Source organism: Rhizomicrobium electricum (genome assembly GCF_011762045.1).
Lineage (GTDB): Bacteria > Pseudomonadota > Alphaproteobacteria > Micropepsales > Micropepsaceae > Rhizomicrobium > Rhizomicrobium electricum.
Genome location: NZ_JAASQS010000001.1, coordinates 357,210 through 376,905 on the forward strand (window position 1 = coordinate 357,210; position 19,696 = coordinate 376,905).

Consider the following 19,696-nt stretch of genomic DNA (forward strand, 5'->3'; position numbering starts at 1 on the left):
CTGCGTCGGCTTGATATGAATCGGGGCGGCAACCGCCGCCCCGATAGTAAGACCCGTCTGTCTGTTACCGGACAGACTATCAGAAGCGGTACTTCGCGTTCAGCGCCAGTTCGCCGGACGTCTGGAACAGCGAGAACCGGCCGTTGACGCGACCCGCGATTTCCAGCTTGTCGGTGATCTGACGCGCCACATCGATACCGACAACGCCCGTGTTCTCGGAATCGCCGCGCCAGTAGGAACTCCAAGCCTGGCCGTTGTCGACCGGGAACGTGCCCACCACCTTCTCGCCCAGCGCCGAGAAGTCGTGCTCGAGAGCGAGGGTGACGAACAGCTTGGTCTTGCTTTCCGGATGCGACCGCAGCGGATCGATGCGGAAGCCGAGATCGCCGACGAAATAATTGCCGTTGATCGCGTTGTAGCGAAGGTTCAGCAGCGGCGAGCCCGTTTCAACCGAGGCGTCGAGATGCTGACGCGAGAGAGCGCCGCGCAGATACGGAGTCACAAGACCGCGGAACAGCGGCAGGCTGACCTGCAGCGAACCGCCCCAGGCGTAGCCGGACGGGCTCGTCTTAGCCGTACCCGGCGTACCGAACGCACGCTCGGCATCGGTGCTGTAGCCGTTGTAGAACAACGCGCCGTCGAGGCGGAAATACTGCACGTCGGCGCCGCCGTAAGCCGCAACCGTCCACGCATCCATCGAGGCGGTGCTCGCGCCCTTGGCCTTCATGTCGCCGCTCGAATAGGAGACGGCAACACCGACAACCTTATTGGACTCGGTGCGATACTCGGCACCGGCCGTGAAGCCGGCCGTCGTCGCATGATAGCCGACGTCGTTGCGCGACACGCTGGACTGACGGCCGAAGCCTTCGACCCAGACGTACTTGTTGCGGCCGATCTGCTGGTCGCCGCGCGGCGAGTCGACGTTGATCCGGTCGTACAACGACCCGATGAAGTAGGCGTTGTTGAGCCGGTTGACGTCGACCAGATGCCCGACCACGATCGGAGCGGTCGCGGCCTTGCCCTGCACCACCTGGGTCACGACCTGATAGCCGTGATCCGTCCGCGTCACCGCGGCGATGGCGCCCTGCACGGCGCTCGAGGTGGTGATCGACTTGAAATCGCCGGACATGGTGCCGTCGACCTGGACGATGTTGTAGATCTGGGTGGCGTAATTGCCGGCGTCGATCGTGACGTTGAGCGTGCCGCCGAGAGTTGCGTTACCCAGGACATGCAAGCCGGAAACCGCATCCGGGCTCACTTCGACTTTGAGCGTGCCCGTATTGTCCTGCGTGTACGCGGCCACCGTCAGGTTGCCGAGCTTGCTAGAACCGTAGCCCGGCTGGACGACCGCGGCAGAGTTGGCAACGAGCATATCGATCGTGCCGAAACCGCGCAGGATCGGCCCGCCCGAGGTCGAGCCTGTGAGGGCCAGTGTGGTCGCAGTTGCATGGGTCGGATCGCCCAAGATCGCACCGCTGTGAGAGGCATCGCCGACCACCAAGGTCTGCGCGGCCGAAACCACGAGCGAGCCGGCAAACGGATTGGCTCCTGTGTTGGCGCCGTTGATTACCAGCGTGCCGGTATAGAGGTTCAAAGTACCGGTGCCGCTGATCGTCCCGCCCATCACGAGCGGCGAGGATTCCAGCTGATAAATGTCGAGCCTCGAATTCGCCGCCAGACTGATATTGGTGTTCGGGCCGAACGCCGAGGCCGCCTTCGACCAGCTATAACCCAACTCGACATAAGCTTGGTTCTGAAGGGTCATATTCCCGAGGAACTGGTTGGTACCGAGGAACGCCACCAGCGGATTACCCCAGGACTGGGTCGGGCCGGGAAATTCGAATACGAGATCGCCCTTCGAGACCAGCGCCGATTGCAATTCGACGTTACCGAAATACCAGGACTGATTGACGGTCGTCCGGCCGGCAAACGTCAGCGTCGCACCGCTATCGACCGTGATGGTCGGGGCATGGGCGTTGCCGCAGTCCCAATTAAAAACGCAGGAGCCGGTGGTCGAAATGCCGGCATTGCTGCCGTCGTGGGCCGGATCGCCGGCACCCAGCTTCAAGGTGTTGGCAGGCGGCGCCCAAGTGACGTTGTTTTTGACGTAATAAGCGGTCGTGCCAGACACCAGCTCGATGGCGGTATCGGTGCTGGAAAACAAGCTATACGTCCCGCTGGACGAATTGAGCAGGACCGGATCTGCATTGGCGCTGCCCGCGGCAGCGAAGGCGCCCGCGGCGATCGCCAACGCGCTGACAGCCGAGCGAAGCTCGCTGCGGAGGTCACTCTTGTGGACCTTGAACATCTGTTTCTCCCAAACTCGGCGGCTTAAAGCCGCTTCATTGTGCGTCCGTTTCCTAGACCGCCGCCGGTGCCGGGGTGCGCACACATCCTCGGCACCAACGATCCGGTCTTTAGAATTTCACGCGCAGTTGCGACGTGTACCGCGTATCGGCTGTGTACCAGCTGCGGTTTTCCCGATGATTGCCGACGCCCATGTACAAGCGGGCGACGGTCTTCGTCAGGTTCGATGCCTGCAGCGTCCATTCGATATTGTCGGTCAGCGTCAGCGCCAGGTTCGCGTCGAGCGTGCCCATCGGATACTGGAATACCGGGAGGGAGTAATGGACGACGGAACCCTGCGGGACGCCGCCCGCCGAGGATTGGTTGAGCGCATAGTTGTAGGTGTTCGTGGTCTGGTAGGCGGCCGAGGTGACCAGGAAGTCGTCGCGCCAGTTATAAGCAAGGCGGATCGACACCGGACGACGGTCGTACATCAGAGTTGCATTGATCGTGTTCTTCGACAGACCGACCATCGGCAGCCCGTTAATGCGGTTGCCCTTCATGTCGTAAGCGAGGGCGCCCGGCTGCGAGCTGGAAATGTAGGTGTAGTTGAAGTCGACGCCAAAGCTGTTGATCGGATCCGGCAGGAAGTCGGCATATTTGGTCAAACCGACCTCGAAGCCTCTGACGATCGCGTTCTGCTTTTCATTGACCCATGTAACCATCGTCACCGGCACGGTCTGCGGGCAGAGCTCGCCGATCATGTTGGACGCAGGTGTAGTCACTGTGCAGCCCATGTTGCCCTGGCTCAGCGTGCCGCCGGCGACCTTGGTGTTGATGGTGGTGCTGATCTGCGAGGAACCCTGCGCAATGTAGTTGTGGATCTGCTTGTAGAACGGCGAGACGTGGACCATGCCGCTGTGGTCGAAATAGTACTCGATCGAGGCGTCGAACTGTTCCGCCTTCTCGGGCTTCAGCCAGGGGTTACCCACGCTGCCGTTGAAGTAGGATTGATAGGTGCCGACGTAGTTGCCGGAAGCCGAACCCTTGGGATTCAACTGGGCGAAGCTCGGACGCGAAACGCCCTGCGACGCCGCCAAACGAACCTTCAGACCCGGCAGGTTGTCGGGCATCGGCACGACCTGGATATTGAGCGAAGGCAGCGCGTCAACCTGAGAATGGCTGCCGGAACTCTTCACGTAGGTCTTGTCCGCCGTGAAAGTAATCGTATTCGCCACATAGCCGCCGTGGCTGATGCACTCTGCGGGATAATTGCCGCTTCCGGCAGGAGCCAGCTCGGCGCAGCTCGGATATCCCGTCGGAGACATCAGGCTGATCGGGTTGGTGTAGTACGGATTGACGAACGCGCCGCTCGCCTTGTCCTTGTAGGCCACCACGCGCATGCCGATGTTGCCGGAAATCTGCGGGCCCAGGCGGTCGTACGCGAAATTGGCCTGCGCATAAGCCGCAAACATCGTCTCCTTGAGCCGGCTCTGGTCCTCGGGCGCGAAGGAAACCGCCGTCACCGCATCACCGGGCGCACCCAATCCCTTGGAATAGGAATGGATGGTGGTGAAGTCCTGGCTGAGCAGATTCAGCGACGGGAACCATGCCTGCGCCGGCAGCCCGGCCTTGCCGTTATACCATGTGCCGGTGTCGACCAGAGACGAGAAGCTCGGATCCGCACTGCCGGCGGTGTTGACGGCGTGCACCGCAGCGATGTTCTTTGAGGCGCAGGTCGGCGACTGCACAAAGCACTCGATCACCCGCCCCGACGAGTCGTATTGCTCGGTGCCCGCGGCATTAACCTGGACCCAAGCGCTCTGATAGGACGGGGTCAGCGCCTTCCAATTATAAGGCGTTTCCCAATCGTTTTCGGTGCGGTCAGTGACCTTCACGCCGAACTTGAGGGCACGCAGGAAGCCGGTGTCACTCACCTTCCAGCTGCCATCGAGATAGATCGCGTTCTCCTGGCCGGCATTGGCCGTGTTGTGATCCATCGTGTTGTTCCAACCGAAGCGATAGGGGTTGGTCAGATCGATGGAGGGGAACGACAGAACCGGTGCCGCTTCTTCACCGTATCGGCTGAGCGTCACGCCGTAACCCGGAATGAAGGCATAAAGGTCGGCCCACTTGCCGGTATTGCGGGCGAAGGACTCGACGTGCTGTGCCGCGAATTTGATCGCGACGTTGTCGTTGGGATCGAATTCGCCGCCGACCGAAATGTCGGTCGTCTGGTTCACCTGATGGCTCAGGTTCGAATCGAACTGGTAGGGAATTTTCTGATAGGTCCAACCCGAGTTGACGCCGAAGTACGTTGCGGCGCTCGGATCCTGATAGGCGAACGACGTCAGGCCGCCGACCGACGAGATCAGGTTGCCGTTCTTGTCGAACGTGTTGGTGCTGTCCGGAGCCAAGGCCACATAACCCGACACCGTGTTCGAGATCGAACGGGACAGCGTGTTTTCGTTGTAGCGTGAACGGAAGGCGGTCGCGAACAGCGACAGGCGCTCGTTCGGATTCCACTGCAATGCCGCATAGAGACCAGTGCGCTGGCGGTCGTCGTTGCGCTGCGTGTAATTGATCGCCTGCGGAACATAGACTTCCTGACAGGTGAAGCCGGCGGCGCCGGAACAAGCCGTCGGATCGGGGTTGTCGCTCGACAGGCTATAGGAGCTGACATACGGCATGCCCTGTGCCGTCGGATAATTGGGCGACCACACAACGGGAACGTACGGGGAAACCTGCACGCCATCGGCCTTGGTCTTGAGGTCGGAATAGGCAACGTTCAGCAGCAGGCCGATCTCGCCGATCTTGGTCTGCCAGCGGTCGCTGATGAGAGCGACACCACCGAAGCGCGCGGCACCGGCATAGTCGGCATAGTTGCCGTTCACCGAAGCGTTGATCGTAAGCCCGTCGAAATCGAACGGCTGGCGGGTGCGGAGATTGATGACACCGCCGAAGCCACCTTCCGGCATCCAAGAGGAAAGCGACTTATAAACGTCGACGCCCTGGGCCAATTCGGGCGGGATGTCTTCCCACGCCAGGCTGCGGCCGTTGGCCGAGCTGAACGCATCGCGGCCGTTGAGCTGGCTGACGACGCTGTCGAGACCGCGGATGGTGATGCCCGTGCCTTCACCGACGTAGTTTTCGGAAGTGCCGCCCGTCTGGATGCGGGTGATGTTCACGCCCGGAACGCGCTGCAGCACTTCCGTGACGGAGTTGTCCGGCAGCTTGCCGACGTCTTCCGCCGAAACGCTGTCGATGATTTCTTCGGCCTTCGCCTTCAACTGGATGGCGGACTCGATGGCCGCGCGCTGTCCGGTGACGACGACCGTTTCCATCTGCGCATCGGCTTGCGCGCTTGCCGGCCCCCCGTACAACGCGCCGCTGACGAGCAATGCCAGTACCGAGACTGCCGTCTTCTGTTCTTTCAACATACCTTCCCGCTCCTCATGACCTCTTGGTTCCGGCGGCAAGATCGTCACGATCCCGTCAGCCGAGCGACTGGCAGTAAGACCAGTCCCCTTGAGCATCAGATTGAGGGCGGCAATTACATCGAAAGTACCCTTAACTTCGGGGGTAATGACGCCGTGAAGCTGTTCGCCAGGCGCAACAACCTGTATCCCAGCTTGACGAGCAAGTTCGGGTATCGATCTTCCGGCGTCTTCAGACGGAACATCGAACTGGCGAACCTGCGCGACGGCCGGTGAGCCTAAGAACATCCCTGCTACAGTTATCGTTCCGCAGACCGCAGCACGAACAACTGTGGTTCTCACGCCCCACCCATTTTGTTGTAACCCCTCGGGTGATGTGCGCCCTCTCCTGTCACTCGAACAGTTGACGGACGATTTTTCGATTTCCCTATGGGGCCCCATCCGGTTTGCCAGAAAGCTTTACTTCCCGCTCGCTTACTTGGACGTGCAGATTGAGAACTGCCGCGGCAGCTTTGGCAAATCCGATGGGATCGTTGGATACGAACAAGCCCGTAACGGTACGTTTTGCCACGGCCGGATCGACCACGATCCGAACATCACTATAGCGTGCGAATTCGCCGACCGCATCCTGGAGTGTCTCATTGTCGAACGCGAGCCGGCCGAACTGCCAGGCCAAAGTGCGCTCAAGCTTGGATTGAGCAACTCCCGCCGCCACAATCGGAGCGTCAGCAGGTGCAATGGCCTGCGTATACGCCTTAACCCTCACTGGCGGCCCCTTGGCCGGCCCGCTACGTTTCAGTTCGACCACCCCCTCTTTGACCAGAACTTGGATGGGGCGCTGAGGCAGCATCGACACGGTGAAAGCCGTGCCGACGGCTCGCACTTGCATATCGCCCGCCATCACAACAAACGGGCGCTTCTTGTTCTTGGCGACATCGAACAGCGCTTCGCCTTGGACCAAGTGAATCTCGCGCCGCTCCGGCGTGAAGCGCACCTTTACTTTCGAATTGGTGTTGAGGACGACCAGCGAACCATCCGCCAGCGGAATTTCACGCACCTGGCCAAGCCCGGTGGCGTACACCTGCTCGCGCCCCGCCTCCCAGATAGCGGTGCCAAACACACCGAAAGCGGCAAGGCCCGCCGCGATACTGCCGGTCATAACCACGCGCCGACGCGCCCACAGCGGCGCCGGCTTATAGGCGCGCACCTGCTCGATGGCGCCGCTATGAACGCGATCGAGGCGCCCCAGCACGGCTTCCGCCCGGCCGTAAGCGCCGAGATGACGAATATCGGCCGCCAGCCAAGCGTCGAACTCGGCTTGAGCCTCGGGAGACAACTCTCCCAAGTCCCGCCTTACCGCCCAGTCGGCTGCCTGCCGATCAATCTCGTGATTTACTGTCGCCATCGTCGATACACACTTCACCTGACTTAAATGACGTTTGTGACCGGGATTTCCCTCCTCGACCGAATATCTTTATGAGCAGCCGCACCCCGTTAGACATGTATTTTTCGACAGTCTTTTCGCTAATTTTAAGGCGTTCGGCGACTTCCTTCTGCGACAAGCCCTCCATTCGCCGCAGGATCAGGACCTCCCGCGAGAGCTCGGGGAGCTGCGCCAGCGCGTCCGCCACCGCGAGAATTTCACCCTGAAATTCAAGGCGTTCCTCGGTATTCGCCTCCTGAACCGGCGTATCGAGGGCATCCAGGCTGCCGCTCGATGTGATCGAAATGACGCGCGAATGCCGCACGTGGTCGATCACAATCGATTTTGCCGTCTGGACTGCGTACTGGCGTGGATAACGGATGGTATCCAGAGACGGCACCGACAGAATGCGTGCATACATTTCCTGGATCACGTCTTCAACATCGAGGCCGTAAACCGAGATCGCGCTCAATTTGGCGCGCACCAAGGCCTCGTGCGGCAGAACGTTCCGGGCTAGCCATCGCCCGCGCTCGCGAAGATCGTCAGACATGGCGTTAGGAAAGCACGCGTTTGCCCATTTGCAAGGCGCACTCTGCCGCCTCCCGCCGTTTCCCGCACCACTGTGCCTTCTCTCGGTTTCCGCCAACAATTTTGTAGGGAAACCGCACAGTCGTACGTCAGCTATTTAATACGCCGTCGTCGGATTGACCTCTCCCATGTCCATCAGTCGCGCATGACGGCCGACGGCACAACGGTTGCGGGAATGACGCGGCGTCGTCAGGGACAACTTCGAACCCACTTCGGCAAGTTCCTCGTCCACCGTCAACCGGCCCATCATGGCCCCTTGCACCCGCGCGATCGTCACCCGGCCGAAATCGGGGTAACTCTGGCGCCAAACCGCCAGGCAGGCACGAATGCCGATCTGCAGCTCCACCGCATCCGGTGAGACAACGACGCGATGCAGGACCGCCTCAAGATCGCCTTGTCGCCAGTCCTCGCCAAGCAGTCCGACGCGCTTGAGCAGACCGACGACGCGGCGGTCGAGACGCGCGGCCGGAATCCGCGCACGTTCCGAACCATCAGGCGATGACACCACACTGACATAATAGCGCGCGCGGCCCGATGCCGTCCGGCGGCTCGGCACCATCGGATGGCCGGCAGCATCAATTACCAGGCCCGCCAGCAGCGGGTCGCAGCCGTCGTGCGATATTCGCATGCCGAAACGTGTGGGGGTGCCGTGCATAAGCGCCGTGATCCGCAACTACCCGCAGCGCAACCCGCCGTGTTGTGAGGGACGATGTTTGCACGCCGCAATCGCAACCCGAACGGCCCGGGCCGCTCCTGTCGTTTCAGGAGACGGTTGAAAGTTCGCTTTCCCTATGCAGCGCCAGCGTTGCGTATGTCAGAGACCGGTATCAGGCCACCCGGCCGCGGTCGTTCGCGATCGAGATGACATTGCCCGACCGCAGATCGGCGCGCTGGAGGACGGGCGCGACGGCTTCCTTCGCGCGCTTTCCCGCTGTTCCGAAATAGAACCCCGACAGAATGCACAAGCACAGCGGAGCCCAATGCGGCGCGATGGTGGAGACCAACGAGGTTATCCCAACCGAGCCGAGATAGACGACCAGCCCCCAGGTCTTCCCGACCCGATCCTCGAGCCGGTGATGGAAATGATCGCGATCCGGAAGAAATGGCGAACGTCCCCGCCGCATCCGCTCGATCACCACTCGCAGGCAATCGATCACCGGAATGAAGAACCAAACGATGACGGTCTCAATCTGCACCTGGTCGCCGGCGTGTGCGAGGATCACCAGCAAGCCGATGACAAATGTGATCCCGTACGAGCCGCAGTCACCGAGAAACACCTTGCCCCTGGGCTTCAGATTGAACACCAGGAACACCAGACAGAGCACGTGCAAGACGGCCGCTATCGAGCGGCTAGACCCGGTCGTCGAATAGGCCAGACACGCCGTCCAGATCGCGAACATGCCGCCGGCAATGCCGTCTTGGCCGTCCGCCATGTTTACGGAATTCACGATCCCAAGTGCCGCGATCACGACCAAGGCGCTGTAGATCACGACGGGCAGATCCACATCCACGAACAGCATGGAATTGATCCTCGGGACCAACAGACTGGGATCGAGGGCGAAAGCCAGCAGCATGAACACAACAAGGAATGCCAAACGGGCCAGAGGCGTCGTTCCGTTTTGGTCGTCGGTAAAGCCGACCAATGCGACGCCCGAGCCGCACAGCAGGACAGTGGTCACGAACTCGGAATCGCCAAAGCCAAAGGCGGTTCCGATCGCCAGCCACAGCATGAAGCCAGAAAGAACGGCAACACCGCCAATCTGCGGTGTCACCCGGCGATGGAGCTTGCGCGTGTTGTCTGGACGGTCCAGCACGCCAAGCACACGTCCGATCCCCGCAGCACGCCAGCAAATCGCAGTGCTAACGATGATCGCAATCGCGGTGATTGCGAGCATATTCCCCATAACCTCTGCCCCCCAGAACCCGTTACGCGAATGCGCTCCCGAAACGAACCCGGCGGGATTTTATGCACAAAGGATGCGGCTGATCTATGACAAACTTGGCTTTAAACATCGAACTTTATTTTATTCTACTCATGCGATTATCACTAACGTTATTCGTTTCACGACGCGAGAGTTCGATGGACATGCAAACGAGGAGAAGCAGAACTTCCGCAGTAGTTTAGCGGACACTCTATATACGACCTAAGGTATACCCCACTCCTGCAACGAAGTCGCACGAATATTGCGGTCCGGGCATCCGGACTATGGCTGAGCCGCCCACAAAGATGACCAATCGAGATCAGAGGCCGAATTTGAGCGCCATTTCGAACGCCAGCTGGGTGCCGTGGCCGGGTCGCGGCTGATCGTTCTGCCAGCGCCCGACCATGTCGATATGGGCACGGTACTCGCCCCATTGCAGCGGCACGCCCACGCGTCCCTCGACCGCGTGGAAGCGCACCGGCGAGGGGGAGACCACGTTATAGAAGAGATGATTGTCCCTGGCGATCAGCGGAGACGAGACCAAGGCGCGATGATAGGTCAGCGTATAGGTCCATTTTTGCGGATCCACGACCGCAAGCTGCGCGGAATAAAGGATGGAGTCGCTATCCAGACTGAATCCGAGCGAGCGGCCGCGATAGCGCATACCGTCGAGGTACTGGTAGTTGTTGTAAGCCACACCATGCTGCGCACCGCTGCCCCAGAGATTGTTGGTGGCAATGCTGTTGGCGTATTCGAGGGTCAGCCGCGTCGACAGACCCTGGAACGGCAGCCAAACCGATCCGCCGTACAGCCGGCTGGTCGAGGAATGCACGACGGGCGAGCTGTCTTCGTTCATGAACTGGGCGTAGACGGCGAACGGAACCGACAGCAGCGTGTTGGTGTAGCGGATATCCATCGATCCCTGATCGTTGGTGCTGTTGACGCTCTTGGGATCGTTGCTGAATGTGAAATAGCTGGCCAGCGGACTGCAGGTGTGCCTTTGGACCTTGTATAGCGGGTTGACTTCCTGGGTGCCGCACATCTGGGTCGTGCGCGATCCGGCGACTTCGAGACCGGGAATGGGATTCATCGCCCAGCGGACGGCGACGTAGACGGTGTTGCTGGCGCGACGTTGACCGTCCAAGACGCCGACAAATCCTTCGAATTGCCAGGGCCCCATCCAGCTGAGCCACCACGACTGCGACTGGTGTGTCTGCACCCGCGAAAACCCGATCTGGGGCATCGGCCGCGCGTTGTTCGACAACTGCAGGGCCGAGATCCAGCCCGGCCCCCACCAGTGCGGGACATAGCCGGCATAGACGATGACACCGTCGAGCCGCTTCGCGATATAGCTGGAATCAAAGATCAGGGTCTGCTTGTCGGTCCCGGAATTGCGCCGCGCGCCGGCCGCAATACGAACGGCGGCATCGGACGAGACGTACTCGTAAACAGCCTGCGCCTGAGCCGTCGTGTCCGATAAAGCGTCGTAGCCTCGCACCGTTGCCGGATCCGTGGCGGCATTGATCGCGACCCAGGCCCGCGGCCGGTGTATATGGACGTCGTCCTTGCCCTTGAGCTGCAAGCGCTCGACGGCTTCGCGGACGTTATCGGGCAAGACGTCGTCTTTGCTGCGCCGGTCGTGCAGCCCCCCCAGGATGCTGGTCCACGGCAGCGGCCACTCCATGGTGATGCCGTCGACCAGTCCCATCGATGCGGCCAGTTCGACGTCCGACCGTGTCTGGGCATCGCCAACCTCGGCCCACGGGCCTGCTCCGGCCGGACCAACTGCAAGCATCAGGACGAACGCCATCGTGGCGCCCATGCGCAGCCCCACCGCACCGGCAACGCGCGCGGCAAACACCCTCGCCTGGCGCGACACCAAGCCTGCGCTCATCCGTTTTTGGCGCGGCGAACCCATATCGCTCACCAATACTGTGGGGCCGGCGCCGCCATATAATCCGTCCTTACTGCTTGCTCAGCACCGCCAGCGCAGCCGCACTCGTAGCAAGCTGGGCAAAGATCTGGACCGTATCCACCACGAACTGGTGGACGGTGTACGGATCGAGCTCACGCGGAACGAAGACCGTGCTTCCCACCGGGATTTTCGAACCAAACCCGAAATTCAGCCACGAGTTGCTGTTGCTCCGCACCGAACCATCGGGAAGAACGATGATGATCCGCGAGGTGTCGGCCTGCTGCGTCGTGCCACCCGCCCGCTCGATGTAGTCGTCAACCGAGTTGGACGCCTCAAAGCGCTGGGCGCCGGAGCGCATGACCTCGCCCATCACCAATACCGTCGCAGGCTTCTTCGGAATCGTGATGCTGTCGCCGGATTCCAGAGCCGTGTCGAGATCGGGATGCTTCTGGAGCGCCGCCGGATCGGCGGTCACCGGGACACGTCCCAACGCCACGTTCTGCTCCAACTCGGTCATCAAGACTTCCATCGCCTTAAGGGTCTCCCCATTCGGCGCCTGGGCATTGGGCATGCTCGGTTTCACCATGAGAGCGAGCATCTGGTTGCGCATGTCGGCTATGACACGCCGGTTCTCGTCCTGCTCGGCCTCGGCGACGGAATCGCGAAGGAAGACCGCTCCCTCCGGGAAGGCCACATCGGTCATGCCGCCGGCGCGCTGCAGCACCGAACTGAGCTTTTCGTTGCGCAGGATGCTGTAAACGCCGGGATAACGGACCTCGCCGTCGACTTTGACGGATCCCGAATACTTGTCGGAATAGACTCGGCGGAAATGGACGCGGTCGAACGGAGCGACGACGATTTTCGCAAACTGCTCCCTGGTGGCCGGATAAGCGCTGCGCGAGGTGGTCGAACGTCCCGTGGAATTGTCGATCACGGTCGATGTCAGTTCGAATTCCGAGCTGTCGACGTCGTCGACAAGACCGCCGATGGCCGCGAGCACCTCCTCCATGGTGGTTCCGGGTGCGACGAGGTAGAAGCCGGGCGCGTGAACAGCGCCGGACACGTTCACCCAATAATCGCTGAGCGATTTTCCGAAGAATGCACCATCGGCCGCGCTCATGTCACCCTGACCTGGGGCGCCGGAATTTCCGGCATCGCCGGCAGCCGGTGCGCCGGACGGCCCAGCCGAAAGTCCGGCCGAACTGCTCCCGCCCGATCCTGCCGCGGAACGCGCATCCGCCGAAGTCATATCTCCGCCGGAGAATGATCCGGCATTGTTGTTGCCCGACGTGCCGCCCTGGATCGATCGGTAATCCTGCCCGCCACCCTGCTGGCCTGAGCCTCGCGAATTGTCGCCTCTCTGACCTTGGGCATTCGTCCCACGCACCCTCTTGCCGGTGTCGTCGTCCTTTTGATCGGCCTCGTCCAACTCATCTTTCAACGACTGGTCGAATTCCTGCTTGAACAAGCGGTCCCTGGCAAAAGCGGCAGCCAGGATCTTGCGCATTTCGACCTTGGTCAGGATGCGTACCGAGTCGTCCGACATCAGACGGACATTCTCTTTGCCCTGAACGACGTGCAGCGGCGAGAACGGCAAAGCCGAACGCTGGAGGGTCGCCGGATCCATCCGATCGATCACACCCATCAAGGTGTAGGCACCGGGTTGCAGGACATCCATCGACGGCAGGACGTCGTGCAGTGTCGCGTATTTCCCGAGCGCAAAAGAGCCGGGCGTGCGAACGGCACCCGTCAACTGAACCTGATTGATGGACACATCGACGGCCGTGCGCACGAGCACGACTTCGCCGTCTGCCACCGGAGCGTTGCGAGCGCCCGTCACATCGATAAACCGGCGCTTGCCGTCGGGCTGCATCTGCATCAGCGAGATCGTATAGGAGCCCGGCACGGTCGTGCCGTTGGCCAGCCGCATGGCTTCATGAACACTGACGGAGCGAGCGCCCGGAGGAAGCTCGTAAATGCCCGGCCGGCGCACATTGCCCGCAACCGCGAGCGTCCGTCCGAGCGGCGGCACCACGATCTTGTCGCCCTCGGTCAGGACGGCATTATCCGCTGCCCCCCGGCCGATCATCACGCTGTAGAGATCGACGGTCAGGATACGGTCGCCGCGCACGATCTGAATGCTGCGCAGACTGCCGCTTTTCTTGATGCCGCCGGAAACCAGCAGCGCGTCGACCACGGTCGAAAGACCCGTCAGCGTGCGCACGCCGGGGTCGCTCACCTCGCCGCTCACCAAAACACTGATCTGGCGCACGCGGCCGACCGTGACGAAGGCCTCGGTCGACACAAAACTACGCCGAACGGTGGCGAGGAGGTTGCTGCGGAATTTGCCGAAGCTCTGGCCCGCGGCCGGCACCGGGTTCAGCTTCGGAAAGACCACGGAACCGTCGCGATTGATCTCCGCGCGGTATTCCATGTTCTCCTGGCCGCGCAGCGTGAGCACGATCTCGTCGCCGACACCGAGGATATAGCGGTCCTGAACCGCACCGACCTGCGACTGGGTCACAGGACGGCCCTGGCCGAACTGGTCGTAGCCAAATTGCTGAAGCTTTGTTCCGGCGCGAGCCGACAGGATGCGCTCCAAGTCCGTCGTACCCTGTGGGGCCGAAGTGCTGGTCGGCTCGAGGATGGTCTCGGTGCGGGAAACTGGGGGCTGGATGGTCTGCTGGGCGTTGTTACCGCCCTTCATCTGCTGCTGCATCTGCTGCAGCATCTGAAGCTGGTCGGGGGTAACGCCACTTGAGGACTGGGCCATTGCGGCCCCGCCCGGCAACCCGGTGAACAACAGCCCGCACAACCCCGCCATGCCCAACGCCCTCGCCAAATGGAGCGAGAGGCTGTCCTTCAACTGCATGTCGAACCCCCATTTACGGTCGCAGGAACCCACCGATTTTTCGGAAATACCCAGGTTGATCCGATTATTAGCATGGGTTTCCCACGATTTGAAAGTAACCATGCGGCTGCGACATCTGCCCAAACGATGCGGTCTCCATTCGCACGGAGTGGAGATCTTGAGGGGGCCCATCAAGGCCCGCATCGGCGATACCAGCGACCCCGATTACAAAGCCGCTGGAGCCACCAGCAACGGCCTGGCGATCTCGTCGTGATTCGCAAGATACGAGCGATCTAGTCGCATACTATGTCGCATCGCCTCGAACCGCGGGGTCGAACCTCGAACGAAGAGCCTATAACCCGCGCTGGGCGTAATTCATCTTCAGCCAGTCGCGGTAGCTCCCATCCAGGACGGCGCTCCACCACGGCTGATGGCCGAGGTACCAGTCCACGGTCCGGCCGATAGCATCCGCAAAATCGTGGCTCACCGCGTAGCCGAGTTCGCGGCGAATCTTGCTGTCGTCAATGGCATAGCGCCAGTCGTGCCCTTTGCGGTCGGCGACGAACGTCTTCAGCGATTCGCTCTTATTGCCCTTGGCCGCCGGAGCCTCGGGGAAACGCTTCGCCAGATCGGGCCGGGATGCGAATGCGGCATCCACTGCGGCGCAAATGCGGTCGATGACGGCCAGATTGGGAAGCTCCTCGCCGCCGCCGATATTGTAGGTCTCGCCGGGCCTGCCTTTGGCGAGAATCAGCTCAATGCCGCGGCAATGGTCTTCCACGAACAGCCAGTCGCGCACATTGCCGCCGTTGCCGTAGATCGGCAGCGGCTTGCCGCTCAGGGCATTGATGACGAACAGCGGGATCAGCTTTTCGGGGAACTGGTACGGGCCGTAGTTGTTGGAACAATTCGAAACTGTGGTTTGCAGACCGTAGGTCTGGCAATAGGCGCGCACCAGATGGTCCGATGCGGCCTTCGACGCGGAATAGGGCGAATTCGGCTGGTAAGGCGTGGTTTCGGTGAACGCTGCATCGTCCGGCGCGAGCGAACCGAACACCTCGTCGGTCGAGACATGATGGAAACGATGCGGCCGGCCGCTGCCCTGATCGAGCCATTCCGCCTTGGCCGCTTTGAGCAGCGTGTGGGTGCCGACGATGTTGGTATCGATGAACGCATCCGGGCCATGAATCGACCGGTCGACATGGGTCTCGGCGGCAAAATGCACGATGGTGTCGATCGCGCGCTCGGCCAACAGCCGCTTGACCAGATCGTAGTCCCGGATGTCGCCCTGGACGAACGCGACGTCGGGAATGCCATCCAGACTGGCGGCATTGCCGGCATAGGTCAGCGCGTCGAGCGCCACGATGCCGTCGCCGGGATGGGTACGGCGCCAGTAGCGCACAAAATTAGCGCCGATGAAGCCGGCCGCGCCGGTCACCATGAGATTAGGCATGCGGCAGTCTCCCCATCATCTCGCGCAGGGCTTCGCGCCAGTGCCTGCCAACACCGATCGCGGCATGGCTCTTGGATTTGTCCAACACGCTGAAGGCCGGGCGCCGGGCGGGTGTCGGATAGTCCTTGGTGCCGATCGGCACCACCATCGCAGCCTTTTTGAGCGCGCCGGCCGCAAGGCCTTCTTCACGGATCGCCACGGCGAAATCGTACCAGCTCGCCACGCCTTCGTTGGTGAAATGGAAAACGCCGCTCGCACCCTGCCCGGCCAGCGCCCACAGCGCCGCCGCCAGATCGCGGGCATAGGTCGGCGTGCCGATCTGGTCGGCAACCACGGCGAGGCGGTCGCGCTCGGCCATCAGCCGCAGCATGGTCCGCACAAAGTTCCGGCCGGTCTCGTCATAGACCCAGGCGGTGCGCACAACCAGATTGCGAGGATGCGTCAATGCCAGACGCTCGCCCGCCAGCTTGGTGCGTCCGTAAACGCTGAGCGGATTGGGCGCATCGTCCGGCGCATACGGCCGGCCCAGCACACCGTCGAACACAAAGTCGGTGGACACATGCACCAAGCACGCGCCGACACGCACCGCGGCCTCCGCGAGCGCGCCAACGGCTGCGGCATTGACCCGTTCGGCTGCCGCTTCATCCTGCTCCGCCGCGTCCACCGCGGTATAGGCGGCGGCATTGAACACTACGTCGGGGCGTACGCGATCCAGCCAGCCTTGTACCTGATCGGGATCGGTCAGATTGCATTCCGCCTCCGGCGGCGCGACCGCTTCGGCCCCTTCCGGCACGGCGGCAGCGAGCCCCCGGCCGAGCTGCCCATTGGCTCCGATAATCAGAGCCTTCATGGGAACACCTCCGCATCGGCGAGGAGTTTTCCGACCTGATCCTTCGCCGACAGAACCGGCGCCACTCCTTGCAGCGGCCACGTAATGCCGATCGCCGGATCGTTCCAGAGGATCGAACGCTCGTGGGCCGGGGCATAGAAATCGGTGCACTTGTAGAGGAACTCGCTGCCGTCCTCGAGGCAAAGGAAGCCATGCGCAAATCCCGGCGGGATCCAGAGCTGCCGCCTGTTCTCGGCCGACAGTTCGACGCCGATCCAGCGGCCGAAATTGGGAGACGACTTCCGGATATCGACGGCGACGTCGAACACCCGGCCGGCAACCACCCGGATGAGTTTTCCCTGCGTATTCTGGATTTGATAATGCAGTCCGCGCAGCACGCCCTTGCCGGACCGGCTATGGTTCTCCTGCACGAACGACAGGTCGAGGCCCGCTTCGGCCCACGTCCTGGCGTTCCAGCTTTCCAGGAAGAACCCGCGCCGATCCTCGAACACCTTCGGCTCGATGATCTTGACGCCCGCCAGCGCGGTATCAATCACATTCATGAACGCAACTCCGACGTCAACAGACGCATCAGATACTCGCCGTAACCGCTTTTGCGGAGGGGAGCAGCAAGCTTCTCCAGTTGACCGGAGTTGATATAACCCATGCGCCAAGCGATCTCTTCAGGGCAGCAGATCTTGAAGCCCTGCCGGTCCTCGACGATCTTGACGTATACCGACGCGTCGACCAACGAGCGATGCGTGCCGGTATCGAGCCAGGCATAGCCGCGCCCCATCACTTCGACATTCAGCGTGCCGGCCGCCAGATACATGCGATTCAAGTCGGTGATTTCGAGCTCGCCGCGCGCGGACGGCGTGATGGCGTGGGCGTATTCCACCGCCTTCTCGTCATAAAAATAGAGACCGGTCACGGCGTAGTTCGATTTCGGCGTCGCCGGCTTTTCCTCGATGCACTGGGCCTTGCCTTTGGCATCGAACGACACCACGCCATAGGCACGCGGATCGGAGACATAGTAGCCGAACACAGTCGCCCCCGTGGTCCGCGCTGCAGCGCGGGCAAGCAGGTCCCGCAATCCCTGGCCGTAAAAGATGTTGTCGCCGAGGATCAACGTCGAGGGACGGCCCGCGACGAAGTCCTTGCCGATATGAAAGGCCTGGGCCAATCCACCGGGCTCCGGCTGCACGGCATATTCGAGGGAAAGACCCCAATCCGATCCGTCGCCGAGCAGCCGCTGGAAACACGCCAGATCTTCCGGCGTGGTGATGATGAGAATCTCGCGGACGTTCGCCAGCATCAGCACCGACAGCGGATAGTAAATCATCGGCTTGTCGTAGATCGGCACCAATTGCTTGCTCAGCGCCTTGGTCGCCGGATAGAGCCGTGTACCCGATCCGCCCGCCAGGATGATGCCCCTGCGAGATGCCGCCGAAGCGTTCGTTTTCGTGCCGTCGCTCACCGAAGATCCCCTCCGCATCCACGAGATATGTCTTTAGTGGACATGAAGGCAAGACAGTTGCCAAAGAGATGCAACGCTATGCCGCTCATGTCCGAGACTAAAACCTCGCCGAAGCACTGCAAATGCCAAAATTAGTCACATTCCGTCTGCAGACGACGGTATCGCGACTCTCGGTCTCATGCGCTGCAGACTGCATCTCAGTTCTTCCGCCAGATGTGAGAAACCGCCGAAAATCACTAGCATCGGAAATGGCGTGAAAAAGATGGGCTCACTCAGCAAAGCGACGAACAACAGCCCGCCCACGATTTTCGGATGCGGAAACAGCCTTGATGTAAATAAGCCGACGACGAAAGGAATACTAAGCAAGATTCCCGTGCAGACCAACAGCATCACGACACCGTTGGTCGTCGTGCGCAGCATCGTCTTTTCCTGATCGACAAAATAAACGGGATATCCCGCCTTTTTAAGCGCTCTGGCGTAGTCCGTAGGAGCAAAACCGATACCGAACAGCGGATGATCCGTGAAGATATCCACTCCCGCCTTCAAGTCAGTCAGTCTGGCCACATATGAGCCTGCGTCGGCGCCCGAAAACTTGTCGGCGGCATTTCGGTACATATAGGCACCCAGGACCGGCGTGAGGACAATACCGACGACGACGGCAAGGATGACCTTACTTCGCCTCATCGTGCCAAATACCCAAGCGAATTTTATGCAAATCAGGGCGACACATATCATGGCGCCTGTTGTCGACCACGTGGACAACACGGCCAGCAGACCCAGAGAGGACTGCCGCCAGCTTTTGAACACGAACAGGGCCAGATAGAAATAGACGTTCAAATAAATCTGGAAAATACCCGGCTCCCAAAAAAAGCCCGAAGGACGGATGAAGCCATCGTCACTGTCGAGCGCGTAACTTCTAAAATGATAAATCAGCACCAAGAGGAATGATCGCGTATTCGGCCCAAAGAAATCGATCGTCACGAAAAGCGGATTCATCGTGTTCGCGAGTACACACGTAACCACGGACTGAATCGCCATCCATTTCAATATCGGATAAAGGTCCTTTGAAAGCGTATCGCGACCTTCGCACAAATACACATTCAGCAGCAGCGCTGCCCCGAGGAAATTGGCGAGTCTGATGGCGAACTGACTGATCCCAGATTGGTTCGGCCAAATTGTTTGAACAAAGAGCACGACCGATATCAGTGCCAAGACAGGGATAATCCCGCGATGAATCTTGTTCCTGGCTTTTATGAGAACAATGCAAATCCCGAGCAAAATGAGGATCAACGGGATTCGCGGAAACAGAAACCAACCGCCGCTGAGCAGCATGGCCGATACCAGTGCCACTCGCCTGAGCACGTCGATCTTCGTCAGGTCCTGGGTCTTCTGTATCGACATCTGGTTACCCAGCAAGCGGTCATATTTCCCGACAGGCTGATAAGCGTTCCATTCTGAGCGGGGATAACGGTATAGAACGCTCCTCACCCCAACTGCCAGCCAACCTCGACGTTG

Annotated in this window: 13 protein-coding genes; all 13 read right to left on the bottom strand. The window is 60.9% G+C overall.

Annotation, left to right across the window (positions count from 1 at the left end):
• Window positions 1-79: 79 nt before the first annotated feature.
• Window positions 80-2,308, bottom strand: a complete 2,229-nt coding sequence (locus FHS84_RS01510) for an autotransporter outer membrane beta-barrel domain-containing protein (protein ID WP_166929567.1) — start codon at window positions 2,306-2,308, stop codon at window positions 80-82.
• Between the two features lie 109 nt (window positions 2,309-2,417).
• Window positions 2,418-5,726, bottom strand: a complete 3,309-nt coding sequence (locus FHS84_RS01515; RefSeq protein ID WP_166929572.1) for a TonB-dependent receptor — start codon at window positions 5,724-5,726, stop codon at window positions 2,418-2,420.
• Window positions 5,727-6,150: 424 nt separating this feature from the next.
• Complete coding sequence (locus FHS84_RS01520) at window positions 6,151-7,128, bottom strand: FecR family protein (protein WP_166929575.1); 978 nt, start codon at window positions 7,126-7,128, stop codon at window positions 6,151-6,153.
• Window positions 7,103-7,696, bottom strand: coding sequence for a sigma-70 family RNA polymerase sigma factor (locus FHS84_RS01525; protein WP_166929578.1), 594 nt, complete (start codon window positions 7,694-7,696; stop codon window positions 7,103-7,105). The genes FHS84_RS01520 and FHS84_RS01525 overlap by 26 nt, the downstream gene beginning before the upstream one ends.
• 135 nt (window positions 7,697-7,831) lie before the next feature.
• Window positions 7,832-8,362, bottom strand: a complete 531-nt coding sequence (locus tag FHS84_RS01530; RefSeq protein WP_166929581.1) for a hypothetical protein — start codon at window positions 8,360-8,362, stop codon at window positions 7,832-7,834.
• 199 nt (window positions 8,363-8,561) lie between these two features.
• On the bottom strand, window positions 8,562-9,629 hold the full coding sequence (locus FHS84_RS01535; RefSeq protein WP_166929584.1) for a glycosyltransferase family 4 protein: 1,068 nt from the start codon (window positions 9,627-9,629) through the stop codon (window positions 8,562-8,564).
• 346 nt (window positions 9,630-9,975) lie between these two features.
• Window positions 9,976-11,550, bottom strand: a complete 1,575-nt coding sequence (locus FHS84_RS01540) for a capsule assembly Wzi family protein (RefSeq protein WP_166929586.1) — start codon at window positions 11,548-11,550, stop codon at window positions 9,976-9,978.
• Between the two features lie 70 nt (window positions 11,551-11,620).
• A complete protein-coding gene (locus tag FHS84_RS01545; RefSeq protein ID WP_166929588.1) occupies window positions 11,621-14,443 on the bottom strand; it encodes an SLBB domain-containing protein in 2,823 nt (940 codons plus the stop codon).
• Between the two features lie 331 nt (window positions 14,444-14,774).
• Window positions 14,775-15,875 (bottom strand): dTDP-glucose 4,6-dehydratase, encoded by a 1,101-nt coding sequence (gene rfbB / locus FHS84_RS01550; protein WP_166929590.1) that lies wholly within the window; start codon window positions 15,873-15,875, stop codon window positions 14,775-14,777.
• Window positions 15,868-16,725 carry a dTDP-4-dehydrorhamnose reductase gene (rfbD, locus tag FHS84_RS01555; RefSeq protein WP_166929593.1) on the bottom strand — a complete coding sequence of 286 codons (858 nt, stop codon included), beginning with the start codon at window positions 16,723-16,725 and terminating at the stop codon, window positions 15,868-15,870. The genes rfbB and rfbD overlap by 8 nt, the downstream gene beginning before the upstream one ends.
• On the bottom strand, window positions 16,722-17,267 hold the full coding sequence (gene rfbC / locus FHS84_RS01560; protein ID WP_166929595.1) for a dTDP-4-dehydrorhamnose 3,5-epimerase: 546 nt from the start codon (window positions 17,265-17,267) through the stop codon (window positions 16,722-16,724). Before rfbC ends, rfbD begins: the two co-directional genes overlap by 4 nt.
• Window positions 17,264-18,181 (bottom strand): glucose-1-phosphate thymidylyltransferase RfbA, encoded by a 918-nt coding sequence (gene rfbA, locus FHS84_RS01565; protein ID WP_341801803.1) that lies wholly within the window; start codon window positions 18,179-18,181, stop codon window positions 17,264-17,266. The genes rfbC and rfbA overlap by 4 nt, the downstream gene beginning before the upstream one ends.
• A gap of 135 nt (window positions 18,182-18,316) precedes the next feature.
• Entirely contained in the window at window positions 18,317-19,582 is a 1,266-nt protein-coding gene (locus FHS84_RS01570; protein ID WP_166929599.1) for an O-antigen ligase family protein, read from the bottom strand.
• Window positions 19,583-19,696: the final 114 nt, after the last annotated feature.

Bases quoted from the DNA above. Each gene is read 5' to 3' on its own strand.
- rfbD (WP_166929593.1), bottom strand. From the start codon at position 16,725: ATGAAGGCTCTGATTATCGGAGCCAATGGGCAGCTCGGCCGGGGGCTC.
- FHS84_RS01510 (WP_166929567.1), bottom strand. From the start codon at position 2,308: ATGTTCAAGGTCCACAAGAGTGACCTCCGCAGCGAGCTTCGCTCGGCT.
- FHS84_RS01545 (WP_166929588.1), bottom strand. From the start codon at position 14,443: ATGCAGTTGAAGGACAGCCTCTCGCTCCATTTGGCGAGGGCGTTGGGC.
- FHS84_RS01540 (WP_166929586.1), bottom strand. From the start codon at position 11,550: ATGAGCGCAGGCTTGGTGTCGCGCCAGGCGAGGGTGTTTGCCGCGCGC.
- FHS84_RS01525 (WP_166929578.1), bottom strand. From the start codon at position 7,696: ATGTCTGACGATCTTCGCGAGCGCGGGCGATGGCTAGCCCGGAACGTT.
- FHS84_RS01515 (WP_166929572.1), bottom strand. From the start codon at position 5,726: ATGTTGAAAGAACAGAAGACGGCAGTCTCGGTACTGGCATTGCTCGTC.
- rfbB (WP_166929590.1), bottom strand. From the start codon at position 15,875: ATGCCTAATCTCATGGTGACCGGCGCGGCCGGCTTCATCGGCGCTAAT.
- FHS84_RS01535 (WP_166929584.1), bottom strand. From the start codon at position 9,629: ATGCTCGCAATCACCGCGATTGCGATCATCGTTAGCACTGCGATTTGC.
- FHS84_RS01520 (WP_166929575.1), bottom strand. From the start codon at position 7,128: ATGGCGACAGTAAATCACGAGATTGATCGGCAGGCAGCCGACTGGGCG.
- FHS84_RS01570 (WP_166929599.1), bottom strand. From the start codon at position 19,582: ATGTCGATACAGAAGACCCAGGACCTGACGAAGATCGACGTGCTCAGG.
- FHS84_RS01530 (WP_166929581.1), bottom strand. From the start codon at position 8,362: ATGCGAATATCGCACGACGGCTGCGACCCGCTGCTGGCGGGCCTGGTA.
- rfbC (WP_166929595.1), bottom strand. From the start codon at position 17,267: ATGAATGTGATTGATACCGCGCTGGCGGGCGTCAAGATCATCGAGCCG.